The organism is Alishewanella sp. HH-ZS, assembly GCF_001704375.1.
In the GTDB taxonomy this organism is placed as follows: Bacteria; Pseudomonadota; Gammaproteobacteria; order Enterobacterales; family Alteromonadaceae; genus Alishewanella; species Alishewanella aestuarii.
On the sequence record NZ_LZEJ01000011.1, the window covers coordinates 22,013 to 40,439 of the forward strand.

Genomic DNA, 18,427 nt, shown 5'->3' on the forward strand with positions numbered 1-18,427 from the left:
GATATTAACGCTGCCCCAGCACCCGCGCCGGATTAACCAAACTGGCGCGGTAAGCCGGATAAAGCGTCGCCAGGGTACTCAGCGCCAGCGCCAGCGCCACTGTTACTGCGACATCCTGCCACTGCAGCAGCGACGGAATAAAATCGATAAAGTAGATGCTGGGATCGAGCAAAGAGCGGCCCAGCGCCTGAGTGACCCAGTAAAAAATCTGTTCGATATTCAGCGCCAGCAGTACACCACAGAGCGCGCCGCTCAGAGTGCCGACCACGCCATTTAAAGAGCCTAGCAGCACAAATACTTTAATTATCCTGGCAGGCTGCATGCCCATGGTCAGTAAGATCGCAATATCTGATTCCTTTTCCCGCACGGCCATCACTAGCGTTGCGACTATATTAAAACAAGCGACTGCGATAACCAGGGTTAGCACCAGATACAAAATACCGCGTACCAGTTGGATATCGTTGTAAACATGGCCCTGGGTACGGAACCAATCGAGCAGATAGACATAGTCTTCTGAGACCTGGCCCAGAGTTCTGGCCATTTGCTGGGCGGCAAAAATATCGTCCAGCCGGAAGGCAAAGCCCTGTACCGCGCCGGGTGGCATTTCCAGAAATTTGTTTAACGCCGTTAACGACAACCAGACCTGACTCTGATCCAACTGCCCGCCCATATGCACAATACCACTAACGGTTAACAGGCGATTGGAATAGCTGGCCAGCCGGCCATCCTCGGTAAAACGCGGCAACATCAGCTGCACGCTATCTCCGACCTCTAATTGCAGCAGTTCAGCTATACCGCTGCCCAGTACCAGCTGTTCATCGTTCAGACTTTGCAGGCTGCCACTTTGCAGGTAATCGGCAAAATCACTGATTTGCTGCTCCAGCGCCAGCTCAATACCACGGAACTGTGCCGCCTTAATCTGATTACCCTTACGCAGCATACCGTTGGCTTTAATATAGGGTGCTGCTGCCACCACGCCCGGTACCGATGCTAACGCAGGCAGTTTATCGGGCCAGTTATCCAGTTGATTCGACACCGCCTCCAGCTCAACATGCGGGATCACCGCCAGTAAACGTTGCTTCAATGCCTGCTCAAAACCATTCATCACGGATAATGCCAGGATCAGAATCGCCACCCCCAGTGCTATACCCAGGGTCGATGACGCCGAAATAAAACGGATAAAACCACTGGTATGGCGGGTTGAGCGGTAACGGCGGGCCAGTTGCCAGACAAGAGCGCGGCTTAACATGGTTGCAGATGTCCGTCGTGCATTTGATATTGCTGGTCAAGCCTTGAGGCCAGCTGTCGGTCGTGTGTCACCACAATAAAGCTGGTTTTTAAATCCTGATTCAGGCTGCGCAATAACTGATAGATCGACTCGGCAGCCTGTTGATCGAGATTACCGGTCGGCTCATCCGCCAGCACTAATGCCGGCTGATTAACCAGCGCCCTGGCTATCGCCACCCGTTGCCGCTCGCCACCACTGAGCTCAGAAGGCTTGTGTTGCATCCGATGCCCAAGCCCTACCCGCTGTAATAACGTAGCAGCCTGTTGCTCTGCCTGGGCCGCAGCAGTGCCGCGGATCCGCAGCGGCATCGCCACATTTTCCAGCGCCGTAAAGTCCATCAACAGATGATGAAACTGGTAGATAAAACCCAGCTTTTCATTTCTGAGCCGGGCTTTGGCATTAGCCGATAAGCGGCTGACATCCTGACCGGCAATGGTCAGTTGCCCGCTATCGGCCTGATCCAGGGTACCGAGAATATGTAACAGGGTACTTTTACCTGAGCCTGAGCTACCGACAATCGCCACCATCTTACCCACAGGTACAGCCAAATCGACCTGATGTAACACCTGGGTTATATTCTTGCCATCACGGTAGCTTTTGCTGATCCCGCTGGCCTGTAACACCTTATTCATCTCGTAAAATTTCCGCCGGATTAAGTTTAACGGCCCGCCAGGCCGGATACAGCACTGCCAGCAACGTCAGGCCCAGCGCACTGGCAAAAATACTGAGGATTTGCGATAGCTTCATCACTACCGGTAGCTCGATCCCACCGGCAACCTGTAATGAAAATAACGCCAGTAACGGATTAAGCTGCCAGCTGATCAGCACGCCAAGCACCACGCCAAGCAGAGCACCGAGCAAACCATTCAAGAAGCCTTGCACGGCAAAGACGGTAAACAATGCCCGATCGGTCATGCCCTGGGTTTTCAGGATCGCCACTTCCGCTTGCTTTTCGGTAACCATCATCACCAGCGCCGACACGATATTAAAAGCCGCTACTGCAACAATCAGCAGCAGCATCAGCGACATCATGGCTTTTTCCATCGCTACCGCAGCAAACAATTTGCCATGACTCTGGCGCCAGTCCTGCACCAGGCTAAAGTGTCCCTGTTGTTGTAATTGCGCTGCCAGCACCGGGGCCTGGAAAGGCTCCTCTAAGCTAACCCGCCAACTGACCTCGCGCTGCTCGGCCGGCAGAAGCCGACTCAGATCATCCAGTGCCGTAATCGCTATCACACTATCCAGCTCAGAGCCGGTATCCAGATAACCGGCTACCGTAAATAACCGTTGCCGCGGCATCCAGCCCAGGGGCGTATAACTACCGCCTTGCGCCAATAACACCCGGATCTGTTGCCCCAGATGCACATCCAATTGCTTGGCCAGCTCGCGGCCCAGCATAATGCTGTAACGCTGCTGATCCAGACTTTGCCAGTCGCCCAGTAGCAGAGAATGTTGTAAAAATTGCGGGATAGCGCTGACATCGACGCCTTGCAGCATTACCGCTGTCATTTGCCTCGGCGACTGGATCAGGGCTTCGGTTTGTAGCAAGCGACTGACGTCCAGTACCGGATACTGTTGTTGCAAGTGTTGCTGCCAGTCACTATCTGGCGCGGCAGGCTTTAGCAGAATATGCGGAATAACGCCGAGAATGCGTTTTTTAAGCTCGGCTTCAAAGCCATTCATAACCGAGCTGACAATGGTCAAGGCCATAACCCCCAGCAAAATACCGGTAACCGAAAACAGAGTAATAAAGGAGATAAACGCATTGCCTTTTCGGCTTTGGCTATATCTTAGCCCTATGTAGAGACTGACTGGCAGATGCATGTGATAATTCAGGACTTTGAGCCGGTTAGATGATAAATTAGCGTTCAGACTGGTGCCGATGATAGAGACTATTCGGCACAATAACAAGCGGCAGCCTGAGGTAACAACCATGGACACCGAATTGCAGCAATTGAGCGAGGCCTTTTCGCAGTTTTTTAAAGTGGAACACGCCATCGCCATCAATATCCAACCGACGCACAGTCCACTGCCGGATGAAACACAATTTCAGGCGGCAATTCCGGAGCCGTTTTTGTTAGCCGGTAATATCGGGCAGCTAAATATCAGCGCTCTGCGCTCGCTACAGCGACTGGGTGAACTGGCGGAAGAACTGGCGCACTATCTGCAACAACAGGCGCATAAGCTCGATCTGCTGTTACATTATGTGCTGCGACAACAGGACCTGGCTGAGTATCGCTACCAAACGCTAAGCTATGGCGGTGCCGGCCTGACCTTTTTGGCTCGGGAGGCGCTGGCACCACTGTCGGTGCTGGAGGTCAAACTGTTTTTGTCCGACAATGCCGGTGCCGTATTCTGCTATGGGCAGGTGCTAAGCTGCGAACCTGATGCAAACGGCTATCTGACTCAGGTCGTGTTTATGCGGATCCGGGAAGAAGACCGCGAACTGCTGGTGCGCGCCAGTTTGCAACAACAAGCCCGGCAACTGAAACAAAAAGCCGCTGAGCGTTGAACAAAACTCTAGCGCTTAACGTAAGCAAGCAACCGGCAAGCCGGGGCCGGTAATTTGGCAATAGCCGCGACCGCCCCGTTTTTAAGAAATAACAGGTTTAAACTTCAGATGCAGCTTTTTTCGACTATTCCTGCCCTGGTCAACGCCAGCGAACCGCAAAGCCTGGGCCAGTTAACGGGCGCCGCCCTACCTCTTTTTATCAGCGAATTATTGCAACAACAGCCCGGGGTTACGCTACTTATCGTGCAAGACACCCCTGCTGCCCTGCGTCTGGAGCAGGAGCTGGCGGTGTTTTTGCAACCAAGTCAGTGTCCGTTACTGACCTTACCGGATTGGGAAACCCTGCCCTATGATGTGTTCTCCCCGCATCAGGATATTATTTCACAGCGGCTGGAAACCCTGTATCAGTTGCCACGCCTGAAACAGGCGCTGGTGATTGTACCGGTCAGCACATTGCTACTGAGAATTGCCGGTCGGGAGCATCTGGAGCAACACAGTTTTTTGATCCGTGAACAACAGCAAACGGATCTGACAGCACTGAAACAACAGCTGGCTGCCGTCGGTTACCGCCATGTAGAACAGGTGATGGAGCACGGTGAGTTTTCTGTACGTGGCTCACTGCTTGACCTGTTTCCGATGGGTACCCATAACCCCTATCGGATCGATTTTTTTGATGACGAAGTCGAGGCCATCCGTACTTTCGATCCGGATACGCAGCGCAGTCTGGACAAAGTGCCGCACATCGCGCTGTTGCCAGCCCATGAGTTCCCGACCGATAAGGCAGCCATTGAGCGCTTCCGGCTGCGCTATCGCGAACGTTTTGCTGCCCGCAACGAGAAGGAATCGCTGTATCAGCAAGTCAGCCAGGGCATCCTGCCAGCCGGGATCGAGTATTATCTGCCGTTATTTGCCGAGACGACCAGCAACTTATTTGCCTATCTGCCGACCGATAGCCGGGTATTGATCTGTGGTGATATTGAACACAGCGCACAGCAATTCTGGAGCGAACTGAAGCGCCGCTATCAGGACAGAGCCATCGATTTACTGCGACCAATTCTGCCACCCCAGGAGTTATATCTGGCGGTAGATGAGCTGTTTGGCCTGCTTAAAGGGCTACCCAGACTGAAACTCAGCCGCGCCAGCCTGCCGGCCAAAGCCGGAATGCACAACTTACCGGTGGCAGAGCTACCGGCACTGAATATTAATCATCAGCTCAAGCAGCCACTGGATGCTTTACTGGCATTCTTGCTCAGCCTGAAGCAGCAAAAAGGCCGGGCCCTGTTTCTGGTGGAAAGTGAAGGCCGGCGCGAAAGTCTGCTGCAACTGCTGCATAAAGCTGCGGTGCATTTACGCGAATACCCCAGCCTGACAGCCTTCTGGCAAGCTGATGATGATCTCGGCGTGATGGTGGGGAATCTGGAGCAAGGTGCGCTGCTGCAGCTAGCCACACCGCTGGCACTGATCAGCGAAAACGAACTGTTTGGCCAGAAGATCAGCCAGCGCCGGCGACGCAAACAAAGCCAGCAGATTTCCTCAGAAACCATTATCCGTAATCTGGCGGAGCTGAGCCTTGGTCAGCCGGTGGTGCACTTACAACATGGTATTGGCCGTTATCAGGGTTTACAGGTATTAGACGCCGCCGGCATCAGCGCCGAGTTTGTCACCATTGAATATGCCGGTGGCAGCAAGCTCTATGTGCCGGTGACCTCGTTGCATTTATTGAGCCGCTATTCCGGCAGTGATGCCGAGCATGCGCCCTTGCATAAGCTGGGTAACGATACCTGGGAAAAGGCCCGCAAAAAGGCGGCAGAAAAGGTGCGCGATGTTGCCGCTGAGCTGCTGGATATATACGCCCAGCGTGCGGCCCACCAGGGCTATGCGTTCAAACTGGACCAGGAGCAGTATGCCGCCTTTGCCGACAGCTTCCCGTTTGAAGAAACCGCGGATCAGCTTGATGCCATTAGCGCCGTGTTGCAGGATATGCAACAGCCGCAACCGATGGATCGGCTGGTGTGCGGTGATGTTGGCTTTGGTAAAACCGAGGTGGCGATGCGCGCCGCTTTTGTGGCAGTTAACGATGGAAAACAGGTCGCGCTACTGGTGCCGACTACTCTGCTGGCACAGCAGCATTTTGAAAACTTTAAAGATCGCTTCGCTAACTGGCCGGTACGGGTTGAAGTACTGTCGCGCTTTGTCAGCAGTAAAGCGCAAAAAGTCATTCTGGACGACCTGAGCCAGGGCAAGGTCGATATTCTGATTGGTACCCATAAATTGCTGCAGGACGATATTAAGTTTGCCGATCTGGGGTTACTGATTGTCGACGAAGAACACCGCTTTGGCGTACGGCAAAAAGAGAAGATCAAGGCGCTGCGTGCCAATATCGATATCCTGACATTGACCGCCACTCCCATTCCACGCACCCTGAATATGTCGATGTCCGGCATGCGCGATCTCTCCATTATCGCCACACCACCAGCCCGGCGGCTGGCAGTGAAAACCTTTGTCCGCGAGTTCGAAAATGGTCTGTTACGCGAAGCCATCATGCGCGAAATTCTGCGCGGCGGTCAGGTGTACTTTCTGCATAACGATGTCGCCAGCATTGAGAAAATGGCCAGCGATTTGCTGGAGCTGGTACCGGAAGCCAATATTGCGATTGCCCATGGCCAACTGCGCGAACGCGAACTGGAGCAGATTATGGCCGATTTCTATCATCAGCGTTATAACTTGCTGCTGTGTTCGACCATTATTGAAACCGGTATCGATGTCCCCACTGCCAATACCATTATTATTAACCGCGCCGATAACTTTGGCCTGGCGCAACTGCACCAGTTACGGGGCCGGGTCGGTCGCTCGCACCATCAGGCCTATGCCTATCTGTTAACGCCGCCACCGAAGCGTTTAACCAAGGACGCGGAAAAGCGGCTGGAGGCTATTGCCAGCCTGGAAGATCTCGGCGCCGGCTTCGCGCTGGCTACCCACGATTTGGAGATCCGCGGGGCTGGTGAACTGCTGGGCGACGAGCAAAGCGGTCAGATTGAAGCGGTTGGCTTTACGCTCTACATGGAAATGCTGGAAGAAGCCGTGCATGCTTTGAAAGCCGGCCGTGAACCCAGTTTAGATAGTCTGCTAAGTCAGCAAACAGAAATTGATTTAAAGATCCCGGCGCTATTACCTGATAGTTATATTCCAGATGTCAATTTACGCTTGTCGTTCTATAAAAAGCTGGCCAGCGTGCGCAATGAGCAGGAACTGGACGAGGTTCAGGTTGAATTAATCGATCGCTTTGGATTATTACCGGACGCGGCCAAACACCTGGTGCAACTCAGTCAGTTTAAATTGTTAGCACAGGAGCTTGGCATTAAACGGATTGAAGCCAATGCCAAGGGTGGTGTGCTAGAATTCGCCGAGCGGACTTTGGTGAGTCCGGCCTATATTATTCAGCTGATCCAGACTCAGTCGCGGATCTTTAAGCTGGAACAGGGCCAAAAGCTGCGTTTTACTATTGCCGCAGCGGACTACAAAGATCGGTTACAACTTATCAGTAATATGCTGGCCGAACTGGCCAAACATAAGGTGGGACATTAATGAAATTTCGGCTGTTACTTGGCAGTTGTTTACTCGTCAACGCCCTGACACTGCAAGCCAACGAACGCTGGTTTGAGGTAGAAATGATTATTTTTGAACGCACCGGCGACAGTGCGCTAAAAGAACATTTCCCTACCCAGGTCACCCCAATCAGACTGGGGCGGCATATCGATTTACTGACAGATCAATTTTATATCCCGCTGCCGGTAGATCCTGAATGTCAAACGTCAGACGCTGTCGATGCGACAGGCTTAGCTATCCCGGGCGAAGCTGAACCAGCAGCAGAGTGCATGCCGCAGCCGACAGAACAGACAACGCTTGCGAGTGACAACACTGATGCCTTGCTGGCTGCCGTGCTGGAACAAGCCACCCCACATCAATACTGGCCAGAACAACTGCCGGTACGGGTCTTTGGCGAAGGCCTGCACCAGCCGGTGCCCTATCTGGCGGACGAAAACGCCTTTCAGCTTAATGAGGTAGTTAACCGCTTAAGACGGCAGCGCCAGCATCAGATATTACTGCATACGGTGTGGCGTCAGGCACCGGTAACAGAGCGCCGGGCGATCCCCAGCCGCTGGTTTGCCGGCAAAAACTTTAGCCAGCAGTTTGATTACTGGGGCCAGCCGCTGCCGAGTGAAGTGGACAGCAATCTGGCGTTTGCCACAGAAGAGCAGCAGGAAGCCGATTTACTGGCCCAGATCGCCAGCCGGCGGCAACAACTGGCGGCCGGTGTGGCGCTGACCCAGCCGGAAAGCAGCACAGACGAACAGCGGCGGCTGGAGCAAAGCGCGGCTAATTTACCGTCTCAGGTCTGGCAGCTGGATGGCCTGTTTCGCTTACACCTGGATCGTTATCTGTTTGTGAATACCGACTTTAACCTGCGCCGCCCTCAGGCTAACAGCCTGCAAAGCATTAACGTAAAACAAAGCCGGCGCTTAATCAGTGGCGAAATCCATTATCTGGATCATCCCAAACTGGGCATTATTTTACAGATCCGCCGTTTTGATCCGGCGACGGCACGCTCTGATGCCAGCATCATCGAGTAGTCTAGGAAAATTATGCAACTGAAAGTGATTGATAAAGCGCTATACCGTAAACGCCTGAACCGGATTACGGTACTAAGTATACTGGCGCTGCTGATTGTCAGCCTTGCCAGTTCGACGCTGTTGATCAGCCTGCTATCGGACGGCAGCGGCTCTAATTTCTGGCTAAACTTCGCAGGGGTCGTTATCGGCTGTATCCTGGTTGGCAGCGCTTTAAAAAAACTAAAGCGTCATCCCTACTTTAGCGAAGTCGCCTATATCTGGGATCTGAAACACGAACTGAATTTAATTCAGCGCAAACTGCGGGCAATCCAGGTGGCGGCCGAACAGCATAACCCAAGCGCACTGCTGATACTGGCATACAGCTATGCCGGCTCCAGGCTGATCTGGCAACTCGACGATAATACGCTGATGATGTCGGAGCTAAATCTGGCTGATAATCAATTACAACAGCAGATAGCCGAGCTGGGACTTAAGCTGGACCCAGCAGATTACCGGCGCGAGCTGCTGGACCAATTTTAACCTTATACAGGATACCCCATGTCAATTAACTGGTTTCCGGGCCATATGCACAAGGCCCGCAAAGAAATCGCCGAGGTGATGCCACAGGTCGATATTATTATCGAAATGCTGGATGCGCGGATCCCCTTTTCCAGCGAGAATCCGCTGGTGCCGCAACTGCGCAAAGATACCCCCTGTATCAAGGTATTGAATAAAGCCGACCTGGCCGATCCTGCCCTCACCGCGCGCTGGGTTGACTATTTTGCCGAGCAAAAAAATGTCCGCGCCATCCCGATCAGCCAACAGCAACCGGAACAAATCAAAGCCCTGCTGGAGCTTTGCAATAGCATGTTGCCGGAGCGCAATCTTGAGGTGCGTGCCGCCCGGGCGATGATTATGGGTATCCCCAATGTCGGCAAATCCACGCTGATCAATACCCTGGCGGGCCGTACTATCGCTAAAACCGGTAACGAAGCCGGCGTGACCAAGGCACAGCAAAGGATCAAGCTGGAAAATAACGTGATCTTAACCGATACGCCGGGCTTTTTATGGCCCAAACTTAGCCCGACCACCTGTGGTTACCGGCTGGCGGTGACCGGCGCCATCAAAGACACGGTTTTTGATTATGCCGATATCGCGCTCTTTGCCGCCGACTATCTGCTACAAGCCTATCCGGCAGCAGTAATGGCACGGTTCGGACTGACTGAGCAGCCAGAGAACGATTTGGCGCTGCTGGATGCGATCGGCATGCGCCGCGGTGCGATGCGTAAAGGCGGCGTGGTCGATTTAGAAAAAGCCGGTGCTATCCTGATTACGGAGCTGCGAGCCGGTAACCTTGGCCCCATTACTCTGGAAACACCGGCGATGGTGAGTCAGGAACTGATCGACGCCAAGGCCGAAGAAGCGGCAAAGTCGGCAGAGAAAGCCGAACGCGAAGCCGAGCGCAAACGCAAAGCGCAAAAACGTTACCGTTAAGGAGTTGAGATGAGCGAGCCGCTGTTACAACTGACGTATATTAGCGATATTCCCTCCTCGCTCACAGCATCGGATATTGCGGCTATTCATCAACAAGCTAATCGCAACAACCAGCAGTTAGGATTAACCGGGCTGCTGTTGCATACCGGACGGCATTTTATGCAATTACTGGAAGGTCCGGCGCCGTTGGTGCGTTCACGCTTTGCCATTATCGCCGCCGATCCGCGGCATCAGCAGGTGCGATTAATCAGCGAACGGTCAATCGCCAGCCGGCAGTTCCCAAACTGGCACATGGGATTAAAACGACTGTTAGATCAGGATGAAGATGCCGATCTGACGGCTGTAATCAACCTCTACGGCCAACAGCAACACTTCTCACCACAGCACGCCGAGGCTATCGCCCTGTTATTTCAGGCGGTTTAAGCTCAACGCTGCTTTTTTAAACAGCAGCCACTGTATCTTTAGCGCGCTTTAGGTATAATGCGCGCCCGGTTTTTTCCTTTAACCAGCACAGGCAATTATGAGCGTTCAGACTTTCGATCCCAGCCAGACTACAACCCTGGATACCCCGGCCAAAACCTTAGCCGCCCAAGACAGCAATGGTACTGGCAGCAAAATAGGCTTTGTTTCGCTCGGTTGCCCGAAAAACCTGGTCGACTCAGAACGGATCCTGACCCAACTTAAAGCTGAAGGCTATAATATCGTTCCAAGCTACGACGACGCCGAGCTGGTGATCGTTAACACCTGCGGTTTTATTGACTCTGCGGTGCAGGAATCCTTAGACACCATCGGCGAAGCGCTGGCGGAAAATGGCAAGGTTATTGTCACCGGCTGTTTAGGCGCCCGGGAAGATGAAGTTCGTGAAGTGCACCCTAATGTGCTGGGTATTACCGGCCCGCACAGTTATGAGAATGTGTTAAAACAGGTGCATGAGTTTGTACCGAAGCCGAAATATGATCCCTTTACCATGCTGGTGCCGGACCACGGTGTAAAACTGACGCCCAAGCATTATGCGTATTTAAAAATTTCTGAAGGCTGTAATCACCGCTGTACTTTTTGCATTATTCCGTCAATGCGCGGTGATTTGGTCAGCCGGCCGATTGGTGAAGTGCTGGATGAAGCGCAGCGCCTGAAAAACGCAGGCGTAAAAGAACTGTTGATTATCTCGCAAGATACCAGTGCCTATGGCGTTGATGTGAAACACCGCACGGGCTTTTGGAATGGTCAGCCGGTAAAAACCTCAATGCAATCGCTGTGCGAAGCACTGGGCGAAATGGGCATTTGGGTGCGGCTGCATTATGTGTATCCCTATCCGCATGTCGATGACATTATTCCTTTGATGGCGCAAGGTAAAGTATTACCCTATCTGGATATCCCGTTCCAGCACGCCAGCCCACGGATTTTAAAATTGATGAAACGGCCGGGACAGGCGGAAAAGGTACTGGAGCGGATCAAGAAATGGCGGCAAATTTGCCCGGATCTGACTATCCGTTCCACCTTTATTGTCGGCTTCCCGGGTGAAACCGAAGAAGATTTCCAGCTGTTACTGGATTGGCTGCAAGAAGCGCAGTTGGATCGGGTTGGCTGCTTTAAGTACAGCCCGGTCGACGGTGCCAAAGCCAACGAGCTGCCGGATCCGGTGCCAGAGGATGTAAAAGAAGAGCGTTACCATCGTTTTATGCAGCTACAGCAAGCCATTAGTGCTGAGCGCTTGCAAGCTAAAGTCGGCCGCACCATCAGTGTGCTGATTGATGAAGTGGACGACGAAGGCGCCATTGGCCGTAGTTTTGCTGATGCGCCGGAGATTGATGGTGCTGTCTATCTGAATGGTGAAACCAGCCTAAAACCAGGTCAACTGGTGCAGGCGGTGGTAGAACATGCGGATGAATATGACTTATGGGCCACGGTCGCTGAATAAGGCGCCGAGCCAAAGAACTGACAATGACATCGAAATTTCATTTATTTCACTGATTTTTTTTCGGGCAAACTGAAAAAAAATCCTGTATATTGTCGCCCTATTTTCAAACCCAAGCTTATAGAGACTACTATGGCCGCTGATTTATCGTTATACAGAAACATTGGTATCTTCGCTCACGTTGATGCCGGTAAAACCACTACCACCGAACGGATCCTGAAACTGACCGGTAAAATCCATAAGCTGGGCGAAGTTCACGAAGGTGAATCGACTACTGACTTCATGGTACAGGAAGCTGAGCGCGGTATTACTATCCAGTCAGCTGCTGTTAGCTGTTACTGGAAAGGTCACCGTTTCAACGTTATCGATACCCCGGGTCACGTTGACTTCACCGTAGAAGTATACCGTTCACTGAAAGTTCTGGACGGCGGCATCGGCGTATTCTGTGGCTCTGGTGGTGTAGAACCACAATCAGAAACCAACTGGCGCTACGCGAACGACGCTAAAGTATCACGTCTGATTTTCGTCAATAAGTTAGACCGGATCGGTGCTGACTTTATCCGTGTTACTGAGCAGGTTAAAAAAGTACTGGGTGCTAACCCGCTGATCATGGTGCTGCCAATTGGTCGCGAAGAGACCTTCGTGGGTGTGGTTGACTTGTTAACCCGTCAAGCCTTCGTTTGGGACGAATCAGGTCTGCCAGAAAACTTCAAAGTTACTGATATCCCAGCCGACATGGCTGATGATGTTGAAATGTACCGTCAGCAACTGATTGAAACAGCGCTGGAAATGGACGACGATCTGCTGATGGCTTATATGGAAGGTGAAGAGCCTTCAATCGAAGAAATCAAGCGTTGTATCCGTAAAGGTACCCGCGAACTGGCATTCTTCCCAACTTTCTGTGGTTCAGCCTTCAAAAACAAGGGTATGCAACTGGTTCTGGACGGCGTAGTAGATTACCTGCCTGCCCCGACTGAAGTTAACCCGCAGCCGCTGACTGACGAAGAGGGTAATGAAACTGGTCAGTATGCTATCGTTTCTGCTGACGAGCCATTCCGTGCGTTAGCATTCAAGATCATGGACGACCGTTTCGGCGCCCTGACCTTTATCCGTATCTACTCTGGTGTACTGAACAAAGGCGATACTATTCTGAACTCGTTCACCGGCAAAACCGAGCGCGTTGGCCGGATGGTTGAAATGCATGCTAACGACCGTACTGACCTGACTACGGCTCAGGCCGGTGACATCGTTGCGCTGATCGGTCTGAAAAACGTACAAACCGGTCACACCCTGTGTGACGTGAAAAACCCATGTACGCTGGAGCCAATGGTATTCCCTGAGCCGGTAATCTCTATCGCAGTACAGCCAAAAGATAAAGGCGCCATCGAGAAGATGGGCGTGGCTATCGGCCGTCTGGTATCTGAAGATCCAACCTTCCGTGTTGAAACTGATGTCGACTCAGGTGAAACTATCCTGAAAGGTATGGGTGAACTGCACCTGGATATCAAGATTGACATCCTGAAGCGGACCTATGGCGTAGAGCTGATCGTAGGTCAGCCGCAGGTTGCTTACCGTGAAACCATTACCCGTGAAATCGAAGACAGCTACACACACAAGAAGCAGTCTGGTGGTTCTGGTCAGTACGGTAAGATCGACTACCGCATCCGTCCGGGCGAAGTTAATACCGGTTACACCTTTAAATCAACCGTAGTGGGTGGTAGCGTTCCGAAGGAATTCTTCCCGGCTATCGAGAAAGGCTTTAAAGAAATGATGTCTACCGGTCCTCTGGCAGGCTTCCCGGTACTGGACGTTGAAGTTGAGCTGTTCGACGGTGGTTTCCACGCTGTTGACTCATCAGCTATCGCGTTCGAAATCGCTGCCAAGGGCGCTTTCCGTCAGTCTATGCCGAAAGCCGCTCCTCAGCTGTTAGAGCCAATCATGAAAGTTGACGTTTTCACACCAGAAGACAACATCGGTGACGTGATCGGTGACCTGAACCGTCGTCGTGGTATGATCTTAGGCCAGGAATCAGGCGCTATGGGCGTTCGCGTTAAAGCGCACGTACCACTGGCCGAGATGTTCGGTTATATCAGCCACCTGCGTACTATGACCTCTGGTCGTGGCCAATTCTCAATGGAATTCGATCACTACTCACCATGTCCAAACAACGTGGCTGAAGTGGTAATCGCCAAAGAAAAAGAAAAGAAAGCTAACAAGTAATTGTAGCGTTTCGAAACAGCCCCGCCCCGTGCGGGGCTTTTTTATGGCTGCGACTTGATCGTTATCAGCTTTGCGCCGCGCAAAAACAGCTAAACTGGAGCTTTACCGCTCAGTGGAGACCCTATGCGCTGCGAAACCGCCGAACAGGCTTTAAGTATTCTCACCGACCACGATCAAATCTGGTGTCAGTCGATGGCCGCCACCCCGTGGTTTTTATTGCGGGGCCTGGCGAATATCGCCCCCCATTATCGTAATCTAACGTTATTGCAGTTACACACCGAACACAGTGATATGCTGTGCGATCCGGCGTTACAGGGCCATCTGCGGCAACGTTGTTTCTTTGTCGGTGGCAGTACCCGCAGTGCTATCCAGTGCGGTCAGGCCGACTACGTGCCGTTATTTCTGTCAGAAATCCCGAAGTTGTTTAGAAGTGGTGAGCAGCCATTGAATGCAGCGCTGATCCAGGTTTCACCGCCGGATAAACATGGCTACTGCAGCCTGGGCATTTCGGTTGAAGCCACCCGGGCAGCCCTACAAATGGCAAAAAAAGTGATCGCCTGGGTTAATCCGCAAATGCCAAGAACCCATGGCGATTCTTTTATTCATCTGAGTCAAATAGACCGTTATGTTGAATTTAGTGCACCGATGCCGCAGCATCTGCCGGCAGAATTGGATCCGGTGACCCGGCAAATTGGCCAGCACGTTGCCAGCCTGATCCGCGATGGCGACTGTTTACAAATGGGCATCGGTGCTATCCCGGATGCCACCCTAGCCTGTCTGGGCTCACATCAGCAGCTGGGTGTACATACCGAGATGTTTTCCGATGGCGTGTTACCGCTGCTGGAAAGGGGCATCATTACTAATCAAAATAAAAAGAAACATCGCGGCAAAATTGTCACCACCTTCGCGATGGGCTCACAAGCCTTGTATGACTTTGTCGATGACAATCCGCAAGTGGTATTCCTGGATGTCGAATATACCAATGATACCGCGGTGATCCGCCAGAATCCGCAAGTGGTGGCGATTAACAGTGCGCTGCAGGTTGATCTTAGCGGTCAGGTTTGTGCCGATTCGCTCGGTACCAAAATTTATTCCGGTGTCGGTGGCCAGATGGATTTTGTCCGCGGTGCCAGTCTGTCCGAAGGTGGCCGGGCGATCATTGCCCTGCCCGCTACCGCCGCTGCTGGCAAGGTTTCCCGCATAAGCTCCTTGCTGGCTCCTGGTGCTGGTGTGGTGACGACCCGTGCCCACGTCAACTATATTGTGACGGAGTACGGTATCGCCCAGTTGCGTGGCCGCAGTTTAACCGAACGGGCAAAAGCGCTGATCGCAATAGCAGCGCCACAGTTTCAGGAAACCCTGGCGCGACAAGCCCGTGATGATTGGGGCTTATCGGTATAACAGGTATAAAAAAGGGGCCAGCATGGCCCCTAACATCAGCAACAAAGGTTTAGTAGCTTAGAAGCGGAAGCTGGCACCAATGTGGTACAGATCGTCACCGGTTTCCAGGCTATCAAAGGTTACACCAGCGCGTAACGCCAGATTTGGCATGGCATACCACTGACCGCGAACCGTAAAGGCATCAGACTCAGAATTAAATACGCCCTTGCTGGTCCAGTCGTACGCCAGTCCCAGTGACAGGTTACGACCGAAATAGTAATCACCCGCGACACCGAAACGGCCCAGTGAGCTATTGGCCTGATCCATATAGCTGGCTTCAACACTGATAAAATCGCCATGTGCCAGCGTCATTAACTTTTTGGTGCTCACACCGTACTGGGTAACACTGCCATCGCCATCAGGGCGCAGGTGTTCTACATCCAGTTTCAACAACCAGCTCGGATCCAGGTAATAACCCAGACTAGCCTGACCAACACGGTCATCGCTATTGTTTAGCTCAGTCCATAATAAGCTGGCATAGAAGTTATGGCTAACATCACGGTATTCACCACCCAGGCTCCAACCACTTAAACTGGTTTTGCCCAGATTACCGAAGTCGAACTGGTTGTAGCTGTAACCAAACTGCAGGCTGCTGCTGCGGCTTAAAAAGCCGGCTTCGGCCAATGGCATATTGTTGGCAGCCTGCACCGGATTTAAATAGAACTGGTGTGACAGATTGTAAGAGCGCAAATCAGCATTCAGGATATCGCCCCACTGATAGTCCAGATTAGTCTGATGCTGGAAGCTATTGGCCAGTACGCCGGCAGAGCACAGAGATAAGGCGGTTGCGATTAAAGTACGTTTCATAGTTGACCTCACTTAGTCAGTTTTCCGTTGATATCGTGCAACTGAGCGCATCTTAGGCGTTGCAACTTAATGAAAACTGAATAACCCCATGAAAACGTTTAGACTTTAAGCAATCACACCTTAATCTGCCGGTAATTCAAGCAATAATAGCTTTAGTTGGTGGATCTGATCCCGTAACGCCGCCGCCTGTTCAAACTCCAGATCGCGGGCATGCTGCAGCATTTTTTGCTCCAGTTGCTTAATTTCCGCCTGCAACTGATAAGGCGTTTTGCCCTGGCGCAACCGGCTTTGTTCCGCCACCTGCCTTAGCTTCGGATCCATCGGTTGAGGTGCCTGCCCCAGATCCATCACATCGGCCACTTTCTTTTTAATCGCTTGTGGCGCTATGCCGTGCAACGCATTAAAGGCTTGCTGTTTTGCCCGCCGCCGCTCCGTTTCCGAAATCGCCCGCTGCATGGAGTCGGTGATGCGATCGGCATACAGGATGGCGCGACCACTGAGGTTACGTGCCGCCCGACCAATGGTTTGAATTAACGAGCGTTCCGAGCGCAAGAACCCTTCTTTATCGGCATCCAGAATGGCCACCAGCGACACTTCCGGAATATCCAGGCCTTCCCGCAGCAGGTTGATACCGACCAGCACATCAAACACTCCCAGCCGTAGATCCCGGATAATTTCCATCCGTTCGACGGTATCAATATCTGAATGCAAATAACGCACTTTGATTTGATGTTCGCTCAGATACTCAGTTAAATCCTCGGCCATTTTCTTAGTTAAGGTGGTGACCAGTACCCGCTCATTCCGCTCTGCCCGTTGCATCGCTTCCGACATCAAATCATCGACCTGGGTCGCCACCGGCCGGATCTCAATCTCAGGATCCACCAGGCCGGTTGGCCGCACCACCTGCTCTACCACCTCACCGGCCGAGTGTTCCAGTTCATAGGCCGCTGGTGTTGCCGACACATAGATCCGCTGCGGTGCGATAATTTCAAACTCTTCAAATTTCAGCGGCCGGTTATCCAGAGCCGACGGCAGCCGGAAACCATAATTCACCAGGTTTTCTTTGCGCGAACGATCGCCCTTATACATGGCGCCAATTTGTGAAATGGTGACGTGCGACTCATCAATAAACATCAGGCCATCACCCGGGAAATATTCCAGCAGCGTTGGCGGTGGCGAGCCGGGCTCCCGGCCAGACAAATAGCGCGAATAGTTTTCAATACCCGAGCAGTAACCCAGCTCGACCATCATTTCGATATCAAACTGGGTGCGCTGCGCCAAGCGCTGCTCTTCCACCAGTTTATTGGCCGCCAGTAACTCCTGACGCCGCTCGGCCAAATCTACTTTAATTTGCTCTACCGCCGCTAAAATAGTCTCCCGCGGTGTCACATAGTGGGTTTTCGGATAAACAGTAAAACGGGTGACAATTTTCTCAACAGCGCCGGTCAGGGGATCAAACAAGCTGATACGCTCAATTTCTTCATCGAACAGCTCAACTCTTACCGCAATATCATCCGATTCCGCTGGAAAGATATCGATCACCTCACCACGCACGCGGTAAGTGGCGCGTTCAAAGGCCAGATCATTGCGGGTATATTGCAGCTCCGCCAGGCGGCGCAGGATAAAACGCTGATCGACGATATCGCCCTGCTTCAGATGCAATAACATTTGCATATAGGACTGGGGATCACCCAAACCATAGATCGCCGATACCGATGCAATAATCACTACGTCGCGGCGCTCCATCAGCGCTTTAGTGGCGGATAACCGCATCTGCTCAATATGCTCATTGATCGAGGCATCTTTTTCAATAAAGGTATCTGTCGAGGGTACGTAGGCTTCAGGTTGGTAATAATCGTAGTAAGAAACAAAGTATTCGACGGCATTGTGTGGGAAAAACGCCTTCATCTCGCCATACAATTGCGCGGCCAGGGTTTTGTTATGCGCCATAATCAGCGTCGGCCGCCCCACTTTGGCAATCACATTGGCCATGGTAAAGGTTTTACCGGAGCCGGTGACCCCAAGCAGGGTTTGATGCGCCAGTCCGGCTTCCAGCCCCTCGACTAACTTACGAATGGCTTCAGGTTGATCACCGGCCGGTTGATAGTCTGATACAAGTTCGAAAGCGCGCGACATAATAT

14 protein-coding genes are annotated in these 18,427 nt (G+C 52.4%); 9 read left to right on the forward strand and 5 right to left on the reverse strand.

The window, feature by feature from the left end:
• Nucleotides 1-4: 4 nt before the first annotated feature.
• The 3 genes from A9165_RS06065 to A9165_RS06075 are packed head-to-tail and all read right to left on the reverse strand — an operon-like array spanning nucleotide 5 to nucleotide 3,112.
• The gene (locus tag A9165_RS06065; protein WP_065955263.1) at nucleotides 5-1,249 is read right to left on the reverse strand and encodes a lipoprotein-releasing ABC transporter permease subunit; all 1,245 of its coding nucleotides are present in this window, start codon (nucleotides 1,247-1,249) and stop codon (nucleotides 5-7) included.
• Nucleotides 1,243-1,920 (reverse strand): lipoprotein-releasing ABC transporter ATP-binding protein LolD, encoded by a 678-nt coding sequence (lolD, locus tag A9165_RS06070; RefSeq protein ID WP_065955264.1) that lies wholly within the window; start codon nucleotides 1,918-1,920, stop codon nucleotides 1,243-1,245. The genes A9165_RS06065 and lolD overlap by 7 nt, the downstream gene beginning before the upstream one ends.
• The gene (locus A9165_RS06075) at nucleotides 1,913-3,112 is read right to left on the reverse strand and encodes a lipoprotein-releasing ABC transporter permease subunit (protein WP_065955325.1); all 1,200 of its coding nucleotides are present in this window, start codon (nucleotides 3,110-3,112) and stop codon (nucleotides 1,913-1,915) included. The genes lolD and A9165_RS06075 overlap by 8 nt, the downstream gene beginning before the upstream one ends.
• Nucleotides 3,113-3,221: 109 nt before the next feature.
• Here A9165_RS06075 and A9165_RS06080 point away from each other — a divergent pair, with 109 nt between their 5' ends.
• The 9 genes from A9165_RS06080 to A9165_RS06120 all read left to right on the forward strand — a co-directional run bounded on the left by A9165_RS06080 (nucleotide 3,222) and on the right by A9165_RS06120 (nucleotide 15,440).
• Nucleotides 3,222-3,800 carry a PilZ domain-containing protein gene (locus tag A9165_RS06080; protein WP_065955265.1) on the forward strand — a complete coding sequence of 193 codons (579 nt, stop codon included), beginning with the start codon at nucleotides 3,222-3,224 and terminating at the stop codon, nucleotides 3,798-3,800.
• Nucleotides 3,801-3,908: 108 nt separating this feature from the next.
• Nucleotides 3,909-7,385, forward strand: coding sequence for a transcription-repair coupling factor (gene mfd / locus A9165_RS06085; RefSeq protein WP_065955266.1), 3,477 nt, complete (start codon nucleotides 3,909-3,911; stop codon nucleotides 7,383-7,385).
• Nucleotides 7,385-8,431: a CsiV family protein gene (locus A9165_RS06090; protein WP_065955267.1), complete on the forward strand. Its 1,047-nt coding sequence runs from the start codon at nucleotides 7,385-7,387 to the stop codon at nucleotides 8,429-8,431. The genes mfd and A9165_RS06090 overlap by 1 nt, the downstream gene beginning before the upstream one ends.
• A gap of 12 nt (nucleotides 8,432-8,443) precedes the next feature.
• Nucleotides 8,444-8,950, forward strand: a complete 507-nt coding sequence (locus A9165_RS06095) for a DUF3087 family protein (protein ID WP_065955268.1) — start codon at nucleotides 8,444-8,446, stop codon at nucleotides 8,948-8,950.
• Nucleotides 8,951-8,968: 18 nt separating this feature from the next.
• On the forward strand, nucleotides 8,969-9,904 hold the full coding sequence (ylqF, locus tag A9165_RS06100; RefSeq protein WP_065955269.1) for a ribosome biogenesis GTPase YlqF: 936 nt from the start codon (nucleotides 8,969-8,971) through the stop codon (nucleotides 9,902-9,904).
• 9 nt (nucleotides 9,905-9,913) lie between these two features.
• Nucleotides 9,914-10,327, forward strand: a complete 414-nt coding sequence (locus A9165_RS06105) for a BLUF domain-containing protein (RefSeq protein ID WP_008983735.1) — start codon at nucleotides 9,914-9,916, stop codon at nucleotides 10,325-10,327.
• A gap of 97 nt (nucleotides 10,328-10,424) precedes the next feature.
• Nucleotides 10,425-11,822: a 30S ribosomal protein S12 methylthiotransferase RimO gene (gene rimO / locus A9165_RS06110; protein WP_065955270.1), complete on the forward strand. Its 1,398-nt coding sequence runs from the start codon at nucleotides 10,425-10,427 to the stop codon at nucleotides 11,820-11,822.
• Between the two features lie 129 nt (nucleotides 11,823-11,951).
• Nucleotides 11,952-14,039 (forward strand): elongation factor G, encoded by a 2,088-nt coding sequence (gene fusA / locus A9165_RS06115; RefSeq protein WP_065955271.1) that lies wholly within the window; start codon nucleotides 11,952-11,954, stop codon nucleotides 14,037-14,039.
• 123 nt (nucleotides 14,040-14,162) lie between these two features.
• Nucleotides 14,163-15,440 (forward strand): acetyl-CoA hydrolase/transferase family protein, encoded by a 1,278-nt coding sequence (locus A9165_RS06120; protein WP_065955272.1) that lies wholly within the window; start codon nucleotides 14,163-14,165, stop codon nucleotides 15,438-15,440.
• 57 nt (nucleotides 15,441-15,497) lie between these two features.
• On the opposite strand, the gene A9165_RS06125 is transcribed toward A9165_RS06120, so the two are convergent.
• Together A9165_RS06125 and uvrB are read right to left on the reverse strand one after the other, a co-directional pair.
• Nucleotides 15,498-16,286 carry a putative porin gene (locus tag A9165_RS06125; protein WP_065955273.1) on the reverse strand — a complete coding sequence of 263 codons (789 nt, stop codon included), beginning with the start codon at nucleotides 16,284-16,286 and terminating at the stop codon, nucleotides 15,498-15,500.
• Between the two features lie 120 nt (nucleotides 16,287-16,406).
• Nucleotides 16,407-18,422, reverse strand: coding sequence for an excinuclease ABC subunit UvrB (gene uvrB, locus A9165_RS06130; protein ID WP_065955274.1), 2,016 nt, complete (start codon nucleotides 18,420-18,422; stop codon nucleotides 16,407-16,409).
• Nucleotides 18,423-18,427: the final 5 nt, after the last annotated feature.

Excerpts from the sequence above, each read along its gene's own strand:
- A9165_RS06120 (WP_065955272.1), top strand. The coding sequence starts at position 14,163 with ATGCGCTGCGAAACCGCCGAACAGGCTTTAAGTATTCTCACCGACCAC.
- uvrB (WP_065955274.1), bottom strand. The coding sequence starts at position 18,422 with ATGTCGCGCGCTTTCGAACTTGTATCAGACTATCAACCGGCCGGTGAT.
- lolD (WP_065955264.1), bottom strand. The coding sequence starts at position 1,920 with ATGAATAAGGTGTTACAGGCCAGCGGGATCAGCAAAAGCTACCGTGAT.
- A9165_RS06090 (WP_065955267.1), top strand. The coding sequence starts at position 7,385 with ATGAAATTTCGGCTGTTACTTGGCAGTTGTTTACTCGTCAACGCCCTG.
- A9165_RS06095 (WP_065955268.1), top strand. The coding sequence starts at position 8,444 with ATGCAACTGAAAGTGATTGATAAAGCGCTATACCGTAAACGCCTGAAC.
- mfd (WP_065955266.1), top strand. The coding sequence starts at position 3,909 with ATGCAGCTTTTTTCGACTATTCCTGCCCTGGTCAACGCCAGCGAACCG.
- A9165_RS06065 (WP_065955263.1), bottom strand. The coding sequence starts at position 1,249 with ATGTTAAGCCGCGCTCTTGTCTGGCAACTGGCCCGCCGTTACCGCTCA.
- fusA (WP_065955271.1), top strand. The coding sequence starts at position 11,952 with ATGGCCGCTGATTTATCGTTATACAGAAACATTGGTATCTTCGCTCAC.
- A9165_RS06075 (WP_065955325.1), bottom strand. The coding sequence starts at position 3,112 with ATGCATCTGCCAGTCAGTCTCTACATAGGGCTAAGATATAGCCAAAGC.
- A9165_RS06125 (WP_065955273.1), bottom strand. The coding sequence starts at position 16,286 with ATGAAACGTACTTTAATCGCAACCGCCTTATCTCTGTGCTCTGCCGGC.
- rimO (WP_065955270.1), top strand. The coding sequence starts at position 10,425 with ATGAGCGTTCAGACTTTCGATCCCAGCCAGACTACAACCCTGGATACC.
- ylqF (WP_065955269.1), top strand. The coding sequence starts at position 8,969 with ATGTCAATTAACTGGTTTCCGGGCCATATGCACAAGGCCCGCAAAGAA.
- A9165_RS06080 (WP_065955265.1), top strand. The coding sequence starts at position 3,222 with ATGGACACCGAATTGCAGCAATTGAGCGAGGCCTTTTCGCAGTTTTTT.
- A9165_RS06105 (WP_008983735.1), top strand. The coding sequence starts at position 9,914 with ATGAGCGAGCCGCTGTTACAACTGACGTATATTAGCGATATTCCCTCC.